This is a genomic window from Sphaerisporangium siamense, from assembly GCF_014205275.1.
GTDB classification, from domain to species: Bacteria; Actinomycetota; Actinomycetes; order Streptosporangiales; family Streptosporangiaceae; genus Sphaerisporangium; species Sphaerisporangium siamense.
Genome location: NZ_JACHND010000001.1, coordinates 7,784,630 through 7,803,271, shown reverse-complemented (window position 1 = coordinate 7,803,271; position 18,642 = coordinate 7,784,630). Strand labels below are relative to the sequence as shown.

Annotated in this window: 15 protein-coding genes; 10 read left to right on the top strand and 5 right to left on the bottom strand. The window is 71.7% G+C overall.

What is annotated here, in order from left to right:
- Positions 1–232: 232 nt before the first annotated feature.
- From BJ982_RS40790 to BJ982_RS35240, 8 genes are all read left to right on the top strand, one after another.
- Positions 233–3,520, top strand: coding sequence for a sensor histidine kinase (locus tag BJ982_RS40790; protein ID WP_184887358.1), 3,288 nt, complete (start codon positions 233–235; stop codon positions 3,518–3,520).
- Positions 3,517–3,939: a roadblock/LC7 domain-containing protein gene (locus BJ982_RS35270; protein WP_184887356.1), complete on the top strand. Its 423-nt coding sequence runs from the start codon at positions 3,517–3,519 to the stop codon at positions 3,937–3,939. The genes BJ982_RS40790 and BJ982_RS35270 overlap by 4 nt, the downstream gene beginning before the upstream one ends.
- Positions 3,939–4,298 carry a DUF742 domain-containing protein gene (locus BJ982_RS35265; protein WP_184887354.1) on the top strand — a complete coding sequence of 120 codons (360 nt, stop codon included), beginning with the start codon at positions 3,939–3,941 and terminating at the stop codon, positions 4,296–4,298. Before BJ982_RS35270 ends, BJ982_RS35265 begins: the two co-directional genes overlap by 1 nt.
- Positions 4,279–4,869 (top strand): GTP-binding protein, encoded by a 591-nt coding sequence (locus BJ982_RS35260; RefSeq protein ID WP_184887352.1) that lies wholly within the window; start codon positions 4,279–4,281, stop codon positions 4,867–4,869. Before BJ982_RS35265 ends, BJ982_RS35260 begins: the two co-directional genes overlap by 20 nt.
- Positions 4,870–5,571: 702 nt before the next feature.
- A complete protein-coding gene (locus BJ982_RS40785) occupies positions 5,572–8,706 on the top strand; it encodes a sensor histidine kinase (RefSeq protein WP_184887350.1) in 3,135 nt (1,044 codons plus the stop codon).
- Positions 8,703–9,125, top strand: coding sequence for a roadblock/LC7 domain-containing protein (locus BJ982_RS35250; protein WP_184607704.1), 423 nt, complete (start codon positions 8,703–8,705; stop codon positions 9,123–9,125). Before BJ982_RS40785 ends, BJ982_RS35250 begins: the two co-directional genes overlap by 4 nt.
- A gap of 23 nt (positions 9,126–9,148) precedes the next feature.
- On the top strand, positions 9,149–9,616 hold the full coding sequence (locus tag BJ982_RS35245; RefSeq protein ID WP_184887348.1) for a DUF742 domain-containing protein: 468 nt from the start codon (positions 9,149–9,151) through the stop codon (positions 9,614–9,616).
- A 10-nt stretch (positions 9,617–9,626) separates the two neighbouring features.
- Positions 9,627–10,193 carry a GTP-binding protein gene (locus tag BJ982_RS35240; protein ID WP_184607702.1) on the top strand — a complete coding sequence of 189 codons (567 nt, stop codon included), beginning with the start codon at positions 9,627–9,629 and terminating at the stop codon, positions 10,191–10,193.
- Between the two features lie 34 nt (positions 10,194–10,227).
- Here the strand turns inward: BJ982_RS35240 and BJ982_RS35235 are convergent, their stop codons facing one another.
- Genes BJ982_RS35235 through BJ982_RS35215 form a run of 5 tightly spaced genes read right to left on the bottom strand, consistent with a single transcriptional unit; the run spans position 10,228 to position 14,666 of the window.
- Positions 10,228–11,235, bottom strand: coding sequence for a methyltransferase (locus BJ982_RS35235; RefSeq protein ID WP_184887346.1), 1,008 nt, complete (start codon positions 11,233–11,235; stop codon positions 10,228–10,230).
- Between the two features lie 52 nt (positions 11,236–11,287).
- Positions 11,288–12,070 carry an ABC transporter ATP-binding protein gene (locus BJ982_RS35230; protein WP_184887344.1) on the bottom strand — a complete coding sequence of 261 codons (783 nt, stop codon included), beginning with the start codon at positions 12,068–12,070 and terminating at the stop codon, positions 11,288–11,290.
- Positions 12,071–12,079: 9 nt separating this feature from the next.
- Entirely contained in the window at positions 12,080–12,919 is an 840-nt protein-coding gene (locus BJ982_RS35225; protein WP_184887342.1) for an ABC transporter permease, read from the bottom strand.
- The gene (locus BJ982_RS35220; protein WP_184887340.1) at positions 12,916–13,689 is read right to left on the bottom strand and encodes an ABC transporter permease; all 774 of its coding nucleotides are present in this window, start codon (positions 13,687–13,689) and stop codon (positions 12,916–12,918) included. Before BJ982_RS35220 ends, BJ982_RS35225 begins: the two co-directional genes overlap by 4 nt.
- On the bottom strand, positions 13,686–14,666 hold the full coding sequence (locus tag BJ982_RS35215; protein ID WP_239122743.1) for an ABC transporter substrate-binding protein: 981 nt from the start codon (positions 14,664–14,666) through the stop codon (positions 13,686–13,688). The genes BJ982_RS35220 and BJ982_RS35215 overlap by 4 nt, the downstream gene beginning before the upstream one ends.
- Before the next feature lie 434 nt (positions 14,667–15,100).
- Here BJ982_RS35215 and BJ982_RS35210 point away from each other — a divergent pair, with 434 nt between their 5' ends.
- Both BJ982_RS35210 and BJ982_RS35205 read left to right on the top strand, forming a co-directional pair.
- Positions 15,101–18,220 (top strand): nitrate- and nitrite sensing domain-containing protein, encoded by a 3,120-nt coding sequence (locus tag BJ982_RS35210; protein WP_184887338.1) that lies wholly within the window; start codon positions 15,101–15,103, stop codon positions 18,218–18,220.
- The gene (locus BJ982_RS35205) at positions 18,217–18,639 is read left to right on the top strand and encodes a roadblock/LC7 domain-containing protein (protein WP_184887336.1); all 423 of its coding nucleotides are present in this window, start codon (positions 18,217–18,219) and stop codon (positions 18,637–18,639) included. The genes BJ982_RS35210 and BJ982_RS35205 overlap by 4 nt, the downstream gene beginning before the upstream one ends.
- Positions 18,640–18,642: the final 3 nt, after the last annotated feature.

Below are 18,642 nucleotides of genomic sequence, written 5' to 3'. Positions count from 1 at the left end.
TCGAATTGTCCCCGCTTACGTAATTATCGGCCATGCCGTCATCCATGCATGGAAGATCGTGGGGGGTGGCGCGGTGAGCACAGCGGATACCGAGATCAAGTCCACACTCCTCGCCGGAGCGGGGGACGGCCTGAGGGCCAAGCGACACAAGCGTTCCAGCGGCCCGGGGGGGTCCGGCGGGGGGCAGCACGGGCGGAGCAATTCATCCCGTCTGTCGCTGGGGAACTGGCGCGTGCCCACGCGCCTGACCGCGCTCATCCTGGTGCCCACGATCGTCGGTGTGCTGCTCGCGAGCCTGCGTGTCGTCACGGCGATCGACAGCGTCGCCGCCTACCAGCGCAACGCCGCGGAGGCCGTGATGGCGGGCCATCTGCGCGACCTCGGCATGCAGCTGGGGTTGGAACGCGACATGGGCATCTGGAGTCGCGTGACCCGTCAGCAGGCGACGGCCCTGGAGGAACAGCGCCGCGCCGTGGACGCCGGGATCGCGACCGTGCGGCAGGATCTCGCCGAGATCGACGACGGCTACGGACTGCGCGCCGCCGAGGCGGCCCTCCAGGTCGGACACCGCCTGGACCAGCTCCCCGTCATCCGCGCCGGCAACCAGCCGCCCAAGTACACCGACCTCATCGCGTCGATCCTGCGGCTGCACGACGAGATCACCCAGATGGGCGAGGACCCCGAGCTGGTCGGCGACGCCCGCGGCCTCAGCGCCCTGGCCCACGCCAAGGAAGAGGCGTCCCAGCAGCGCGGCATGCTGATCGGCACCCTGCTGCGCCAGCAGCGGTTCACGTCCGACACCCTTGAGGACTTCATCGCCGCACGGTCGCGGCAGCGGGCCGCGATGACCACCTTCAACGCCGAGGCCGGCGCCGACAACGGCCGCTACCTCGCGCAGACCCTGCGCGGCACCCAGGTCGTGCGCGCCGAACTGACCAAGTCATGGGCCATCGCGCTGGCCAGCCGCAACCTGGCGATCCAGGACGCCAGAGGACGCGGCCTGTCGGTCAGGCAGTGGTTCGACGACATCACCAAGACGATCGACCTGCTGCGCCAGGTCGAGGGACGGGTCTCGGAGTCGCTGGCCGCGCGCGCCTCGGTGCTGGAGTCGGGCGAACGGCGCAACGCCATCATCGCCGCCGTGCTCATCCTCGCCCTCGTCGTGCTCGTCCTCACCACCACCGTCCTCATCGCCCGCTCGCTGGTCAGGCCGCTGCGCCGGCTGCGCTCCGAGGCGCTGGAGATCGCCGGGTTCCGCCTGCCCGCGGTCGTGCGCCGCATGCGCGAGTCCGGCGACGCCACCGACGCCCCCGACGTCCAGCCGATCCTCATCGGCAGCCACGACGAGATCGGCGAGGTCGCCACCGCGTTCGACGAGGTGCACCGCCAGGCCCTGCGCCTGGCCGCCGAGGAGTCCCAGCTCCGCGGCAACGTCAACGCCATGTTCGTCAACCTGTCCCGGCGCATCCAGACCCTGGTCGAGCGGCAGATCTCCCTCATCGACGGCCTGGAGCGCGGCGAGCAGGACGGCGGGCGGCTCGCCGACCTGTTCAAGCTGGACCACCTCGCCACCCGCATGCGGCGCAACAGTGAGAACCTGCTGGTCCTCGCCGGGCACGAGGCCACGCGCAAGCGCAGCCAGCCCGCCAAGCTCGTCGACGTCGTGCGCGCCTCCCTGTCGGAGGTCGAGGACTACGAGCGGGTGAACGTCAAGGTCCACCGCAGCGCCGCCGTCGCCGGGCACGCCGCCAACGACGTGGTCCACCTGGTCGCCGAGCTGGTCGAGAACGCCCTCGCGTTCTCGCCGGGCAACACGCGCGTCGTCGTGTCCAGCAGCATGATCGAGGGCGGCGGCGCGCTGCTGGCGGTCAGCGACGCCGGCATCGGCATGACGCCGGAGGAGATCGCCGACATCAACCGCAGGCTCGCCGACCCGCCCGTCGTGGACGTGTCGGTGTCGCGCCGCATGGGCCTGTTCGTGGTCGGCCGCCTCGCCCTGCGGCACGGCATCCGCGTCCAGCTCCGCAGGGGCGACTCCTCCGGGCTGATCGCGATGGTCCTGTTCCCGCCCCAGCTCATCTCGGTGGTGCCCGGACGCGCCCCCGCGCCCGGCGCGGGGGACACCGGCCCGGCGCTCGGCGGGGCCCGCGGCTACAACGACGGGGCGTCCGCGCCGTCCGTCGGCGGCCCCGGGGCGCCGTCCACGTTCGGCGGCAGGCTCGCCCCGTTCGGCGAGCCCACGCCCACCGGGCCGCTGTCCGGCGGCTTCTCCGGCGCGTCGGGCCCCACGACCGGCACCGGCCCGCTCGGTTCGGGCACTGGCCCGGTCGGCTCCGGTACCGGTCCGGTCGGCTCCGGCACCGGCCCGATCGGCCCCGGCACCGGGCCCCTCAGGACCGGGCCGCTCGGCTCGGGCACGGGTCCGGTCGGTTCCGGCGCAGGTCCCCTCGGTCCCGGCACGGGTCCGGTCGGCCCGGGTACCGGTCCGACCGGTCACGGCACGGGTCCCCTCGGTCCCGGCACGGGCCCGGTCGGCCCGGGTACGGGTCCGCTCGGTCCGGGGACCGGTCCGGTGGGTCCCGCTACGGGACCGGCGCGGCAGCGTTCGCCGTTCGAGGCGCCGTCGAACACCGGCCCCGTCTTCGGGCCCGTGGGACCCTCGACCGACCCTTCTACCTCCCCCGCGCCCGACACGACGCCCCCCGCCGCGCCGCTGCCGCCCCTGCCGACCAGGCCGGTGCCCGCCGACCGGGGAAGACCCGGTCCGGGGAACCTGAACGGTCCGGGGCGTCCGGGCGGTCCGGCACGTCTGGGCGGTCCGGGGAACAGCGGTGTCCCGGGAGGCGCGGGGATCGCCGCGAGCAGAGCGGGAACGGGGACCCCCGGTACGGCCGGCCCGGGCACGGGCAACCCCGGCACGGGGATCACCGGGACGGGGAGCAAGGGGACCATCAGGACCTCTGGCAGCACGGGGAGCACGGGGAGCACCGGGAACCCGGGAAGCACGGCCTCCGGCGAGTCGCCGCTGGAGCAGGGGGACGAGTACCTGCCGATCTTCGCCGCCGTCGAGTCCGCGTGGTTCCGCCGTCCCGACGCCGGTGAGGTCACCGCCTCGCGGGAGCGGGTGCGGGAGGAACCACAGGAGTCCGTCCCCGCGACCGCGCCCCCCGAGCCGGGCCCGGAGCCGGCGGCGCCGGCGTGGGGCTCGCAGGCGGACACCGGATGGCGGGCCGCCGACGCGGTGAAGGATCCCGCCATGGGGGGCATCACGGCGGCAGGTCTGCCGAAGCGCACGCCGAAGGCCAACCTCGTGCCGGGGTCGGTGGGAGGCGCGGCGCCACAGCCCAAGCCGACGACGCCCGCTCCCCGCGCGGACGTCTCCGCCGATCTCGTGCGGGCGCGGATGTCCCGATTCCAGCAGGGCATCCGGCGCGGCCGGGCGGACATCTCGCAGGCCACCGCGCGTGACAGTGAAGGAGCCGGCGCCGACGGCGGCCGGGCTGAGGAGGAGGGTTCGTGATTGAGCTGAGTCACGAGGCACGCAGGTTCGACTGGCTGATCACGGAGTTCGTCAGCGGGACACCCGGCGTGGCGCACGCGGTCGTCGTATCGGCCGACGGACTCAGGCTGGCCAACTCGGCGGGGTTCCCCGCCGACCGGGCCGACCAGCTCGCCGCGGTGGCGGCCGGTCTGCTGAGCCTCACGGCGGGGGCCTCGCGCGTGTTCGAGGGCGGCGGGGTGACGCAGACGGTCGTCGAGATGCAGTACGGCATCCTGCTGGTGATGGCGATCAGCGACGGCTCCTGCCTCGCGGTGCTGGCGTCCCCGGACTGCGACATGGGGTTGGTCGCGTATCAGATGACCCTGCTGGTCGAGCGCGCGGGCCAGGTGCTCACCCCGGCCCTGCGCGCTGAGCTTCAGACCTCCAGGATCCGGTGATGCTGGGGGGTGACGGAACCGAGGACGAACCTCTCTTCCGTCCCTACGCCGTCACCGGGGGCCGCGCCGAGCCCAGTTACCACCTCGCGATGGAAACACTCGTCTCGTCCGCCCCGATAATGAATGATGATTTGTCCCTGCTCACCCCAGAGCAGGAGGCGATCATCATGTTGTGCCACTCCGTTCGTTCGGTCGCGGAGATCTCCGCGTTGCTGCGGGTGCCGCTCGGCGTGGCCCGCGTGCTGATCGCCGACATGGCCGACGAAGGTCTGGTTCGCCTGCATCTGCCGCGGCTTAACCAGGGACAACCAGACCACAACCTGCTCGAAAGGGTTCTCAGTGGACTTCGCAGGCTCTAGCCGCGGCGGGTCGCTCACGTCGACGAAGATCGTCGTCGCGGGTGGCTTCGGCGTGGGGAAGACCACGTTCGTCGGGGCGGTGTCGGAGATCCTCCCGCTGACCACCGAGGCGGTCATGACGGACGCCAGCGCCGGCATCGACGACCTGGGGCTGACTCCGAACAAGACCACCACCACGGTCGCGATGGACTTCGGCCGGCTCTCGCTGGACCAGGACCTGATCCTGTACCTGTTCGGCACGCCCGGTCAGCACCGGTTCTGGTTCATGTGGGACGACCTGGTGCGGGGCGCCATCGGCGCGGTCGTCCTGGTGGACACCCGGCGCCTGGCCGACTGCTTCCCGGCGATCGACTACTTCGAGGAGGCCCAGCTCCCGTTCGTGGTCGGCATCAATGGCTGGGACGGTCACTACCCGCACGCCGAGCAGGAGGTCCGCGAGGCGCTCACGCTCGCTCCGCACATCCCGATCGTGCGCACCGACGCCCGGTCCAGGGACGCGGTGAAGTCCACACTGATCACGCTGGTCGAGTACGTGCTCACTCTCAGGTCGGTCTACGGCCGCACGAACTGAGGCCGGCTCCGGCACGGCGCCCGCCGTGCCGGACCCCGCGCAGGGGAGCGACATAGCGCGGGACGAGGTTTTCGGCCCGGTTATCGTCGTGCTGCCGCTTTCCGGCGAAGATCGAGGCCGTGCGGCCGGCGAACGACACCCCGTACGCCCTGGCCTCGCCGGTCCTGTCGCGGGACGTCTCGCGGGGCGCCGCGGGTGCCGCACCGGTGCGACGTGGGCGTGACCTGGGTGAACGATCATCGTTCCCTCGCCTCGGCGGCGGCGTCGAGGGCGGCGGCCCCGGCGGGGACGTGCGCCGGGAGTGCTCCGTCGCACGCGATCTGATGATCGAATACGCGGCTCCGGAGGGACGTGACGGATTTCGTCCCGCATAGTTACGGAAGCGACGCGGGCGATTTATCCCTTAGAAGCCTTGTTTGGGGAGATTTGTAGCTGTATGTGCTGTTGGCCGATCTGGTAAGGGTGTGCTCCAATTAACCCTCGCCTGATGGATGTCTCGGACGTCTCATGCGCCTCGCGCGTGACGTACCCCCCTGAAACGCCAGGCCCGGTGAGAGGTTGCGAAAACCAGTGAGACCACAAGACCCTGGGGACAACCCAGGTCGAGGGGGCCGTACGGAGCGGTCCGGCCCGACCATGCCGCGGACACTCAAGGCCGGTAGCCGGCTCAGGCTTCAGAACTGGCGCGTCCGATCACGTCTCGTGGCCCTCATCATCATCCCGACGCTGGTCGGCGTCGCGCTCGGCGGTGTGCAGCTCGCCGACGCCGTCGGCACGTCGGCGGACTACCGGCGCATCACCGACGTCGCCACGCTCGTGCAGAAGCTCGACGTGCTGATCCACGAGATCGACAAGGAACGCGACCTGACGGCGTGGTACATCGCCGAAGGCCGCCGCACGGCGCGCTTCAAGAAGGTGCGCGCCCAGCAGGACGTCGTCGACAAGGCCCGGCAGCCGGTTCTCACCGCGGTCGCCGCCATCGACGACTCCCACACCGCCCGCGTCCGCGCCGAGGCCGACCAGATCCGCCGCTGGCTGGACGGTCTGCCCGGTCTCAGGTCCCGCATCGTCCAGGACGCCTCCGTGCCCCCGCGGGCCGCGCTCGGTATGTACTCCCGGATCGTCACCGTGCTCGGCTCCATGCAGAGCGAGCTCGGCGCCTCCGGCCAGGACCAGCGCCTGTTCGGTGACAGCATCGCCCTGGCCGCCCTCAGCAGCGCCAAGGAAGAGGTAGCCCGGCAGCGCGGCATCATGACCGTGGCCCTGGCCACCCGCGGCACCCCGGGCGGCGGGTTCACCTACGACGACTTCGTCGACTTCCCCGGATCCTGGAGCCGCCAGGAGAACCAGCTCGCCACGTTCTTCGCCGAGGCGTCGCCGGAGGACGTCAAGTTCTACAACTCCACCGTCCGCGGCCAGCAGGTCGACAAGGCCGACTGGATGCGCGCGCTCGCGCTCGCCCAGCTCCGCCAGTTCAAGGAGGTCCGCGACCTCGACCTGACCCGCCGCGACGACACCACTCTCTGGTACACCTCCACCTCCGCCGCCGCCGACCGCATGCGCACGGTGGAAGAGCGCATGATCGGCTCGGTCGTGGAGCAGAGCCGGACGCTGCAGGAGGACGCCCAGCGTCAAGCGGTGATCTCCGGCGCCGTCATCCTGGTGCTGCTGCTCGTCGTCCTCCTCATCACCGCCGTGGTGGCGACCTCCCTGATCCGGCCGCTGCGCCGGCTGCGCGCCGAGGCGCTGGAGATCGCCGGCGTCCGCCTGCCCCAGACCGTCCAGCGGCTGCGCGCCAGCGCCGACGCCTCCACCGAGGTCGTCCCCATCGGCGTCACCTCACGCGACGAGATGGGCGAGGTCGCGCGGGCCTTCGACGAGGTCCACCGCGAAGCGGTCCGCATGGCGGGCGACGAGGCCCGCCTGCGCAGCAACGTCAACGCGATGTTCGTCAACCTCTCCCGCCGCAGCCAGACCCTGGTGGAACGCCAGCTCAGCCTCATCGACGGCCTGGAGCAGGGCGAGCAGGACGAGGACCGTCTCGCCAACCTGTTCAAGCTCGACCACCTCGCCACCCGCATGCGCCGCAACAGCGAGAACCTGCTGGTCCTCGCCGGTCAGGAGACCGCGCGCCGGTGGAGCCAGCCGGTGCCGATCGTCGACATCGTCCGCGCCGCGCTGTCGGAGGTCGAGAACTACGAGCGGGTAGACCTGCGCGTCCCCTCGGGGACGGCGATCGTCGGCCAGGCCGTGAACGACATCGTCCACCTGGTCGCCGAGCTCGTCGAGAACGCCATCTCCTTCTCCTCGCGCGAGACCAAGGTCGTGGTGTCGAGCAACCGCATCGACGGCGGCGGCATGATGGTCTCGGTCAGCGACAGCGGCATCGGCATGTCGGCCGAGGAGCTCGCCGAGGCCAACTGGCGTCTCGCCAACCCGCCCGTCGTGGACGTCTCGGTGTCCCGCCGCATGGGCCTGTTCGTGGTCGGCCGCCTCGCGCTGCGCCACAACATCCGCGTCCAGCTCCGCCAGCAGGACGCCGGCGGCCTGAACGCCATGGTGCTGCTGCCCGAATCCCTGCTGTCGGCGCCGGGCGCGCCGCAGTACGCGGGCATGCCCGCGGCCGAGCCCACCACCGGGCAGCAGTTCGGCGGCGCCCCCGGGTTCGGCGGCGCTCCCTCCGCCTTCGACGCGTCCGGCTCGCGCGGCATGCGCGCGCCGGTCTTCGGCGCCGACGACCCCGGCGTCTCCGCCGGGCCCGGCCCGGTCAACCGGGGCCCGTTCCAGCGCGGCCCCTTCGAACGCGATCCCTTCGAGCGCCCGGCGCCCGCCGGCGGGTTCGAGCGCCCGGAGCGCGACCTGTTCACCGCGCCGGGCCAGGGCTCCGACAAGGCGCCGGGCGCGCCGTTCCAGAAGGACGAGCCCGGCGAGCAGGACCCGTTCGAGCGGTTCTTCAACCCCAACCCGCCGCTCGACACCCCGTGGCCCGCGGAGGTCCCCCCGCCCGGAGGCACCAAGGACTCCTGGCCCGACCTCGCCGACCAGGACACCGCGTCCTGGCCCGCCATCCCGTCCACCGGCCACACCGGCCCGGTCCCGGGCGGCGTCTCCGGCGGCCACACCGGCCCCGTGACCGGCGGCCCGGCCGGCCCGCCGTCCGGCGGCTTCGGCGGGCCTCCCACCGGCGGCTTCGGCGGCGGCTTCACCGGGCCCGCCACCGGAGGCGGCCCGGCGACGGGCCCGGCGACCGGCCCGCTGGACAGGAGGGCACGCACCTTCGGGGCCGTGCCGGACATGGACCACACCGGCCCGCTGCCGGCCGTCCACACCTCCCCGCTGGACGAGGCGGGGGAGGAGTTCCTGCCGATCTTCGCGGCTGTGGAGTCCGACTGGTTCCGGCGCACGGACGACCCGGATCCGGCCGCCAAGCCGGCCCAGAAGGAGACGGCGATGCCCGTGCCTGAGGACGACGGGTACGGCGCCATGGAGGAGGCCCCGGCGGCGCTCGCCCGGCCGGGGGCGGACTCGCGCGCCTGGTCCTCTCCCGGGGACGTCGGCTGGCGCGCGGCACAGGCGGCGAGCGACCCCTCGCTCGGCGGCATCACCTCGTCCGGCCTGCCCAAGCGGGTGCCGAAGGCGAACCTCGTGCCCGGCTCCGCCGAGCCGGGCCCGTCCGTCTTCTCCTCGCCCCAGCCGTCCCTGTCGCCCGACCGGGTGCGCAGCCGGCTGTCCAGTTTCCAGCAGGGCGTGCGCAGAGGCCGGGCCGTCGCCAAGGGCGAGAACAACGACGACCATTCCGCCAATGGAATCGGTGAACGCAACAAGGAGGACACGTGAGGGAGCTGAGCCAGGCGGCCCGTGGCGTCAACTGGCTGATCACCGACTTCGTGAACAACGTCCCTGGCGTGGCTCACACGGTCGTGGTGTCGGCTGACGGGTTGCCCCTGGCCTTCTCGGAAGGATTCCCCAAGGACAGGGCGGACCAGCTCGCGGCGGTGGCCGCCGGGCTGATCAGCCTCACCCAGGGCGCCTCCCGCGTCTTCGAGGGCGGGGCGGTGACCCAGACCGTGGTCGAGATGCAGCGGGGGCTGCTCATGATCATGTCGGTCAGCGACGGGTCCTGCCTCGCCGTGCTCGCCGCGGCCGACTGTGACATGGGCCTGGTGGCGTACCAGATGACGCTGTTGGTGGAGCGCGCCGGTCAGGTGCTGACCCCGGCCGTGCGCGCCGAGCTCCAGGCGTCACAACCCCGGTGACACGCCGATGACAGGAGGACGCCATGGCACGTCGCGGCTGGACGGATGAAGGCGACCCGCTGAGCGGCGGGTCGTCGTACTCACAGATGGAGGACCCCCGCCGGTTCGCCGGCGGTGCGGCCTCAGGACCCTACTCGGCGCCGGAACCGACGGAGCGCGGCTCCCTGGTCCGGCCCTACGCCATGACCGGAGGCCGCGTCGCGCCGCGGACGGCCCTGGCCATGGAGGCCCTGGTCTCCTCCGCCACGTCGGCGCAGGCCGACCTTTCGGCCCTCACTCCGGAGAAGCAGGCGATCAGCACGCTGTGCCGTCAGGTGCGGTCGGTCGCCGAGATCGCCGCGATGCTGCGGATGCCGCTCGGCGTGGCGCGCATCGTGATCGCCGACATGGCGGCGGAGGGCCTGGTCCAGGTGCACCACCCGCAGCTGGAAACGGGCAAGCCTGATCTCAACCTGCTGGAAAGGGTTCTCAGTGGACTTCGCAGGCTCTAGCCCCGCCGGGATGCTCACGTCGACGAAGATCGTCGTCGCGGGCGGCTTCGGCGTCGGCAAGACCACGTTCGTGGGCGCGGTGTCGGAGATCGTCCCCCTCACCACCGAGGCGGTCATGACCGACGCCAGCGCCGGCATCGACGACCTGGGGCTGACCCCGAACAAGACCACCACGACCGTGGCCATGGACTTCGGCCGCGTGTCGCTGGACAAGGACCTGATCCTCTACCTGTTCGGGACCCCGGGCCAGCACCGGTTCTGGTTCATGTGGGACGACCTGGTGCGCGGCGCGATCGGCGCCGTCGTGCTGGTCGACACCCGCCGCCTGGCCGACTGCTTCCCGGCGATCGACTACTTCGAGGAGGCCCAGCTCCCGTTCGTGGTCGGCATCAACGGCTGGGACGGCAGATATTCGCACAGCGACGAGGAGGTCCGCGAGGCGCTCACGCTCGCCCCGCACATCCCCCTCGTCCGCACGGACGCCCGCTCGCGGGACTCGGTGAAGTCCACGCTCATCGCATTGGTCGAGCACGCGCTGACGATGCGGGTGGCGGTTCCGGGCTGGGGAGGCCGCTGACCTTCCCGGCCCGGAACCGCCATCGGGGGACGTGTCAGACGGGCCGGGCCTCGATCAGGCTCGCGTCGACCGGCAGCGGGACCACGTCGGTGATCGCCATGCCCGCCTTCTCCAGCAGCGCGCCGTGCTCGGACCGGCTGCGCTCGCGGCCCTGGCCGAACAGCCCCATCATCCTGATGTCCAGATCCTTGCCGTAGTGGGGCGTGTCGTCGTCCGGCACCACGATCTCCACCAGCAGCAGGCGGCCGTGATCGGGCATCGCCGCGCGGACCGTCGTGAGGATCCGCAGCGCGTCGCTGTCGTCCCAGTTGTGGACGACGCTGCCCAGCATGTAGGCGTCGGCGCCCTCCGGCACGGCGGAGAAGAAGTCGCCCGCCACGAACTCGCAGCGGCCGCTCAGCCCCCACTCCTCGAACGCGGCCCGCGCGTCGGGCAGGACGTGCGGCAGCTCCAGCAGCAGGCCACGCAGGCCCGGGTTGGCCCGCAGAACGGCCGCGAGGAAATGCCCGCGGCCGCCGCCGACGTCGGCGAGCGTGCCGATCCCCGAGAAGTCGTACCGCTCGGTGACACCGCGCGCCATCGGCAGCGCCCGGTTGGTCATGAAGTCGTTGAAGATCAGGCCCAGTTCCGGGTTCTCGGACAGGTAGTCGTACAGGACGCCGTGCCGCTCCTTGAACGCCGACCGGCCGGTCCGCACCGTCTCGGTGAGCAGTTCGTTGGTGGCCGAGGCCAGCACCGGGTTCATGTTGGACAGCAGCGCGCTGCGCATCGACCCCTCGGCGCCCTCGATGAGCAGCGCTCCGGCGTCGGTGAGGGCGTAGGCGTCGGAACCGGCGGCCTTCACCACGCCGACGCCGCCGAGCGTGCGCAGCACGCGGCCGAGCGAGGGGGCGTGCGCGCCGACGCGCGCGGCCAGCTCCGGCACGGGCAGCGGCCCCTCGGCCAGGTGGCGGGCGCAGTCCAGCTCGACGAAGGTCTTCAGGGCCGACAGGCGCCATCCACCGGCGATGATCTGCTGGATGACGCTCGTGGGCTCGGTCATGTGCACTCCAGACGTGGGGTTCGGCCCGGGGGGAAGCCGGGCGGGGGCATGCCTAGACAGGGAAAGGGGAGGGCTGGTCCTTCGCGCGCACCAGGCGTCCCACCTCGGCGCGCAGGCGCACGAACGCGGGGAGCTGCCGGGTGGCGATCTGGTCGCGGGGGAACGGCAGGCCGACGGTCAGCTCGCCGGCGACCCGCGCCGGCGAGCCGGTGAGCACGACGACGCGGTCCCCCACGTACACGCTCTCGTCGATGTCGTGCGTGATCAGCAGGATCGTCATGCGGTGCAGCTCGCGCACCTGCAGCACGAGGTCCTCCAGGTCCTCGCGCGTCTGGGCGTCCACCGAGCCGAACGGTTCGTCCATGAGCAGCAGCGCGGGACGGTAGGCCAGCGCGCGGGCGATCGCCACGCGCTGCTGCATGCCGCCCGACAGCTCCCACGGGTGCTTGCCCGCCGCGGCGGCGAGGCCCACGGCCTCCAGCGCCTCGGCCGCGGCGCGGCGGCGCGCCCGGCGGTCCATGCCGCGGCGGCGCAGCGGGAGCGCGACGTTCTCGCCGACCGTCATCCAGGGGAACAGCGAACGGCTGTAGTCCTGGAACACCACGGCCAGGTCGCCGGGCGCGTCCGCGACGTGGTTGTCACGGATGCGGATGTGCCCCTGGGAGGGCCGGATCAGCCCCGCGATCGAGCGGAGGAGGGTGGACTTCCCGCAGCCGGAGGGCCCGACCACGCTCACCAGCTCCCCTTCGGCGACCTTCAGGTCGATCCCGCCGAGGGCGTGGTGGGCCGAAGGCCCCTGGCCGTAGGTGTGCCTCAGGTTCACGACATCGAGCACGGTGATTCCTCAGATTGTCTGCCGGGCCCGCAGGTGCCAGGACAGAACGCGCCGCTCCAGGACCAGGAAGGCCCCGTTCAGCGCGAGTCCCAGGACGCCGAGGAGCACGATGACGCTCCACGTGCCGGCGAGGTCGAAGTTCTGCTGGGTGGAGAGGAGCTGGTGGCCGATCCCGTCGGTGCTGCCCACGAGCTCCGACAGCACCATCAGGATGACGGCCAGCGAGACGCTGAGCCGCAGCCCCGCGAAGACCTTCGGTCCCGCGGCGGGCAGGACGACCCGGAACAGCCGCTGGACGCGTCCGAGCCGGAAGACGCGCGCGGTCTCCACGTGCAGCCGGTCCACGTGGCGGGCCCCGTCGATCGCGTTGATGAGCACCGGCCAGATCACGCCGTAGACGATCGTGGCGACCTGCATCTCGGTGCCCAGCTTGAACAGGACGATGAACAGCGGGACCAGCGCGGGGGGCGGGATCGCCCTGCCGAACTCCACCAGCGGGTCGACGTAGCCGGCCAGCGCGCGGGAGCGGCCGATGGCCACGCCGAGGCCGACGCCGAGTACGCAGGCCACCGCCCAGCCGCCGAACATGCGGCCGAGGCTCGGCAGGAAGTCGCCGACGGCCTCGTCGGTGAGGAACAGGCGCCCGGCGGGGCCGGAGAACCACAGCTCCCGCGCCCGGACGAGGATGAGCGAGGGGGGCGGGAAGTAGTCCGAGGCGGCCAGCCGGGTGCCGGCCTCCCAGGCGGCGAGCGCGATCGGAACGAGCCAAAGGCGCGCGAGGAGACCGGTGAGGCGGCTCCCGCGCTCCGGGGAGGCCGTCGTCGCGGCGGCGGTCACGGTCGCGGTCATGTGGCGGCCTCCGCGGTCACCGCGTGCCAGCGGAACGCCAGGCGCTGCGCCTTCAGCAGCAGGGCGTTGGCCACGAGCCCGAGGATCCCGGCCCACAGGGCGGCGGCCAGGACCAGGTCGGTGCGCATCCCCGACCCCGCGCGGATCATGAAGGTGCCGATCCCCGCGGTGCCGCCGGTGATGAGCTCGGCGCTGACCGCGACGATCAGCCCGATCGCCGTGGCCAGCCGCACTCCGGTCAGCACGAACGGCGCCGCGCTCGGCAGGCAGACCCGCATGAGCACGGCCAGGCGTCCGAAGCCGAAGCTGCGCAGGGTCTCCTTGGCCACCGGGTCCACGTCGCGCAGGCCGTACATGGTGTTGACGAGCACCGGCCAGGCGGCGGCGTACACGACCGCGGTGATCTTGATGCCGGCGTCGTCCGGGACCAGCAGCGCGATGAGGGGGAGGAGCGCGACCGACGGGATGGGCCGCAGGAACTCCACCAGCGGGCGCGCGGCCAGCTCCGCGCGCCGGAGGGTGCCGAGGAACAGGCCGAGGGGGACGGCGATGGCGACGGCGACCAGCAGCCCGGTCGCCCAGACGACCAGAGTGCCCTGGAGGTCGGCCAGGAAGAGGGGGTCCACCACCAGCCCGGCGGCGCGGGCGAGGATCTCCGAGATCAGGGGGATCAGTGAACGGTCGACCAGGCCGGTGCGCCCGGCCAGCTCGGCGGCGAGGAGCAGGACCGCGACGCCGGTGGCGCCGCGGGCCACTCTGCGGCGGGTCACTGCGGGAGCGGAGCCAGGAGCGGCTTGACGTCGAGCTTCTTGGTCAGGTACCCGAACTCCTGCATCAGGTCGGCGACGCGCTGGATGCGGGTCGAGGTGAGCGTGGTCGGGAACGATCCCAGGGTGATGACCGACGCGACCTCGGGTTTGATCTGTGTGTAGGTCGGGAGGACCTTCTCGACGGCCTTACGGTCGGAGGCCGCGATCTGCTGGCCCTTGAGCAGGCCCCGCTGGAGCGCGGCCATCGTCTTGGGATACTTCCGGGTCCACTCGTCCAAGGTGACCCAGCCGGCGATCGGGAAGTCGGCCATCGCTCCGGTCATCGTGTCGGTGACCTTGCGCGCGCCCTGCTCCTGCTGGACGCCGGTGAGGAAGGGCTCGGTGAGCCAGAGGGCGTCCAGGGAGCCGTTCTTCAGCGCGGCGGGCATCTGGGGGAAGGGCATCGGCACCCACTTCACGTCCTCGCGCGGATGGAGTCCGGCGGTGCGCAGGGCGTTGGCGACGGCCAGCTCGCCGATGCTGTTAAGCGAGGCGATGGCGATCCTCTTGCCCTTGAGGTCCTTGACAGTCTGTACGGTGGAGTCCTTTGGCACGACGATCTGGAAGACGTCGGGCTTGGACTGGTAGATGTCGGCGATGAAGCGGAACTTGTCGTTACTCCTCTCCGTCGCCGACAGGAACGTGAAATAGTTTCCGATGATGACGTCGAGGGCTCCACTGTGAAGCTGCGGGAGCGCCTCGGCCCCATTGTTGATGATCTTGGGCTTCACCGTCAGGCCTTCTTCCTTGAAGAAGCCCCTTTCGATGGCGATGTACAGTCCCGCTACGTCGGCGATGGGCATGGCGCCGAGGGTGACCGTGGTTTTCTCCAGCCCTCCGGCTGTACTCGAACTGGTGTCCGATCCACCGCCGCACGCTGTTAGCGCCAGGATCGCGGCCACGCCGACGATGAAGGTACGACCCCTAAAGCGTGTCATTGAGGTGTCCTTTTAGTTGTGGGGGGGAAGAAGGCCGAGCCACGTGCTCGCGGAGCGGTTTCCGGCACGGCGGCGTGAAGCTTAGCGGAGGAAGATCGGCGCTAACATACATATGCGGCCTATGTCATGAAACTCGTAAAAAAGTCCACTTTGGGCGTTGATGCGAGTCGATGTCTGCGTCTGGTGTCCTGGAACGGTATAAATGCTTCTTTGCCGGTGATGTGACCGTAACGTCCGCTGACTGGCGACGTGACCTTGTGGTGGATGACCGAATCTCATTCCAAAAAGGGAATAATTTCTTGGAACGGTCCAAACACTCACGGGTATTGGCGGTACTCGTAGGCTTATGCACCGATTGCCCATCACTTGACACGCGTCACAGGTGTCAAGTGCGTCCACCCCTACGCAGACCAGCCGGCGAGAGGTTGCGACCAGTGAGGACAGCAACAATCGAGAGCGGTCGCCGTACCGAGCCGGACGCAGACCGAACGCCTTCCACCAAGGACACGGCCGCGGCCCCGCGCCGTACGTCGGGAAGCCGGCTCGCGCTGCGCAACTGGCGGGTACGGACCCGGCTCCTCGCGCTCATCCTGGTTCCCACCACGATGGCCGCCCTGCTCGGTGGCCTCCGGGTGGTGACCTCGATCCAGAGCGCGACCGAGTACGAGCGCGTCCGTACGGTGGCACAGTTCGTGACCACCCTGGGCGATCTCGCCCACCAGCTCGACCTCGAACGCGACGTCTCCGTGCGGTTCGTCGCGAACGGCCGCCACGGCAACCAGATCCGGCAGCTCCTGCGCGACCAGCAGAGCGCCGTCGACGGTCAGATCCAGCTCGTGCTCGGCCACAGGAGCACGGTCGAGTCCGCCCTGCGCGACAGCGGCCGCCAGCCCTTCGCGCGCCTGCTGGACCGGCTGGCCCAGCTGCGGTCCCTGCGTCAGACCGTGACCGACTCCCAGCTTCCCGCGCTGCCGACGCTGCAGAAGTACTCCACGGCCATCGACGACGTGCTCGCCATGTTCGACGAGACCGCCAGGGGAGGCACGGACTCGGGCCTGGAGGCCAGCGCCTCGGCCCTCGCCTCGCTCACCCGCGCCGCCGAGCAGGCGTCGCGCCAGCGCGGCCTGCTGAGCATCGGCCTGATCGGCGGGCGCTTCAGCCCCGCGGAACTGGACGCCTTCAACGCCGCGCGCGCCCGGCAGGAGAGCGAACTGCAGGCGTTCTTCTTCCGCGCCACCCTCACCGAAGGCCAGACCTACCAGGACACCGTCACCGGCCCGAAGATCGACGTCGCCGCCGCCCAGATCGACCGCGCACTTGAGCTGACCCGCCAGAACCAGCCGCTCGCCGGGCTCGGGAACGGCGCCGACGACGTCACCGGCTGGTTCGACGCCTCCAGCGAGCGGCTCGACCGCATGCACGACGTGCAGCGCACGCTCAGCCGCGCGATCGTCGACAGGGCCGCCGAGCTGGCCCGCGAGGACCAGCGCCAGGCCGTGGTCAACATCGCCGCCGTCGTCGTGCTCCTGCTCATCGTCCTCGCCATCACCGCCGTCATGGCCCGCTCGCTGGTCATCCCGCTGCGCCGCCTGCGCGGCGGCGCCCTCGACATCGCCGGGCGCAGGCTCCCCGAACTGGTGCAGAAGCTCCGCGAGTCGGACGGCACCACGGGCCCGCCCGAGGTCGCTCCCATCGGCGTCATGTCCAACGACGAGGTCGGTGAGGTCGCCCGCGCCTTCGACGAGGTCCACCGCGAGGCGGTCAGGCTCGCCAGCGACGAGGCCCAGTTGCGCAGCAACGTCAGCGCCATGTTCGTGAACCTCTCCCGCAGGACCCAGACCCTGGTGGAGCGGCAGATCACCCTGATCGACGGCCTGGAGCAGGGCGAACAGGACGACCGGCGTCTCGGCGACCTGTTCCGGCTCGACCACCTCGCCACCCGCATGCGCCGCAACAGCGAGAACCTGCTGGTCCTCGCAGGCCAGGAGCCCGCGCGGCGCTGGAGCCAGCCCGTCCCGCTGCTCGACGTCGCCCGCGCATCCCTCTCCGAGGTCGAGAACTACGAGCGCGTGGCCATGAACGTCCCCACCGGGGTCTCCATCGTCGGCCAGGCCGTCAACGACCTCATCCACCTGCTCGCCGAGCTCGTCGAGAACGCCATCTCGTTCTCCCCGCGCGAGACCAGGGTGACCCTCACGGCCAACCGCATCGACGGCGGCGGCGTCATGATCTCGATCACCGACGCCGGCATCGGCATGACCCCGGAGGAACTGACCCAGACCAACTGGCGGCTGGCCAACCCGCCGGTCGTGGACGTGTCGGTGTCACGCCGCATGGGCCTGTTCGTGGTCGGCCGCCTCGCGCTGCGCAACGGCATCCGGGTGCAGCTCAGGCGGCACGACTCCGGCGGCCTGACCGCGATGGTGCTGCTGCCCGAGGCGCTCATGGGCTCCGCCGCGGGCCCGGCGCAGGGCGGCGCCTCCGGGCAGGCGCTCGCCGGCGCGGGCGCGTCGGCGTGGACCGGGGGACAGACCGGCGGCAGCCTGTTCGCCTCGGCGTCCCAGGGCGGAGCCGCGTTCGACGCGCAGGCCGCCTCCCTGTTCGGCTCTCCCACCGGCCCCTTCGGCGGGTCCAACGGCACGGCCGGCACCGGGCCGCTCGGGCCGACCACCGGCGGCGGCTTCTCCGGCCCGTCCTCCGGCGGCTTCTCCGGGCCCGCGTCCGGGAACCTCGGCGGCTTCGGCGAGACGGGCGCGTTCGGTGACACCGGTTCCTTCGGTGACACGGGCGCCTTCGGCGATACCGGCTCCTTCGGTGACACGGGCGCGTTCGGCGAGCCGGTCGCGGGGACGTTCGACGCCCCGGGCCGCGGGCCGTCCGCGTTCGGCGCGCCCCCGGCGGCGGCGACCGGCGCGGGGGAGCAGGCGGCGAACCTCGACGCGTTCGGCGGCCCGCTGTCCGGAGGCTCCGCCGCCGGCCCGAGCCTGTTCGGCGGCCCGTCCGCGGGCGCCTACGGCGGTCCTCCCACCGGCCCGGCCGCCGACCCGGTGCCCCGCCCGAGGTCCCGCCGCTTCGACGCCTCTGACCTCGACGCCGTCACCGGCCCCTTGCCGGCCGTGCGGCCGTCCCCGATGGAACAGGAGGAGGAGTTCCTGCCCATCTTCGCTTCCGTCGAGTCCGCCTGGTTCCGCCGCGCGGACCCGGCCCAGGAGGAGAAGGAGGACACCGGCGTCTGGCGGCAGAACCCCGCCGACGCCGGTTGGCAGGCCGCGGCCGTGGTCAAGGAGCCCGTACGGGACGGGACCACCACCGCCGGTCTGCCCAAGCGGGTTCCGAAGGCCAATCTGGTGCCCGGGTCCGCCTCGGCGGCCGAGGCCGCAACCTCGCCCGTTCCCGCCATGCCCGCCCTCTCGCCCGACCGGGCGCGAAGCCGGTTGTCCAGCTTCCAGCAGGGCATCCGCCAGGGCCGGGCGGTCGCACGCGGCGAGATCAGCGAGGACGAGGTGGCGTACGGCGACCCACGCCGCGCCCAGGGCGATAAGGAGGACAAGTGAGAGAGCTGAGTCAGGCGGCCCGCGGAGTCAACTGGCTGATCACCGACTTCGTCCGGTCGGTGCCGGGGGTGGCGCACACGGTGGTGGTGTCCTCCGACGGGCTGCCACTGGCCTACTCGGAGGGCTTCCCCAAGGACAGGGCCGACCAGCTCGCCGCGGTGGCCGCGGGCCTGATCAGCCTGACGCAGGGCGCCTCCCGCGTCTTCGAGGGCGGCCCCGTCACCCAGACCGTGGTGGAGATGCAGCGCGGGCTGTTGTTGATCATGTCGGTCAGCGACGGCTCCTGCCTCGCCGTGCTCGCCGCGCCGGACTGTGACATGGGTCTGGTCGCCTACCAGATGACGCTGATGGTCGAGCGTGCCGGTCAGGTGCTGACACCGGCCGTGCGCGCCGAGCTTCAGGCGTCGTCTCCGCGGTGACGT

Excerpts from the sequence above, each read along its gene's own strand:
- BJ982_RS35245 (WP_184887348.1), top strand. The coding sequence starts at position 9,149 with ATGGCACGTCGCGGCTGGACGGATGAAGGCGACCCGCTGAGCGGCGGG.
- BJ982_RS35225 (WP_184887342.1), bottom strand. The coding sequence starts at position 12,919 with ATGACCGCGACCGTGACCGCCGCCGCGACGACGGCCTCCCCGGAGCGC.
- BJ982_RS35240 (WP_184607702.1), top strand. The coding sequence starts at position 9,627 with ATGCTCACGTCGACGAAGATCGTCGTCGCGGGCGGCTTCGGCGTCGGC.
- BJ982_RS35235 (WP_184887346.1), bottom strand. The coding sequence starts at position 11,235 with ATGACCGAGCCCACGAGCGTCATCCAGCAGATCATCGCCGGTGGATGG.
- BJ982_RS35215 (WP_239122743.1), bottom strand. The coding sequence starts at position 14,666 with ATGACACGCTTTAGGGGTCGTACCTTCATCGTCGGCGTGGCCGCGATC.
- BJ982_RS35265 (WP_184887354.1), top strand. The coding sequence starts at position 3,939 with ATGCTGGGGGGTGACGGAACCGAGGACGAACCTCTCTTCCGTCCCTAC.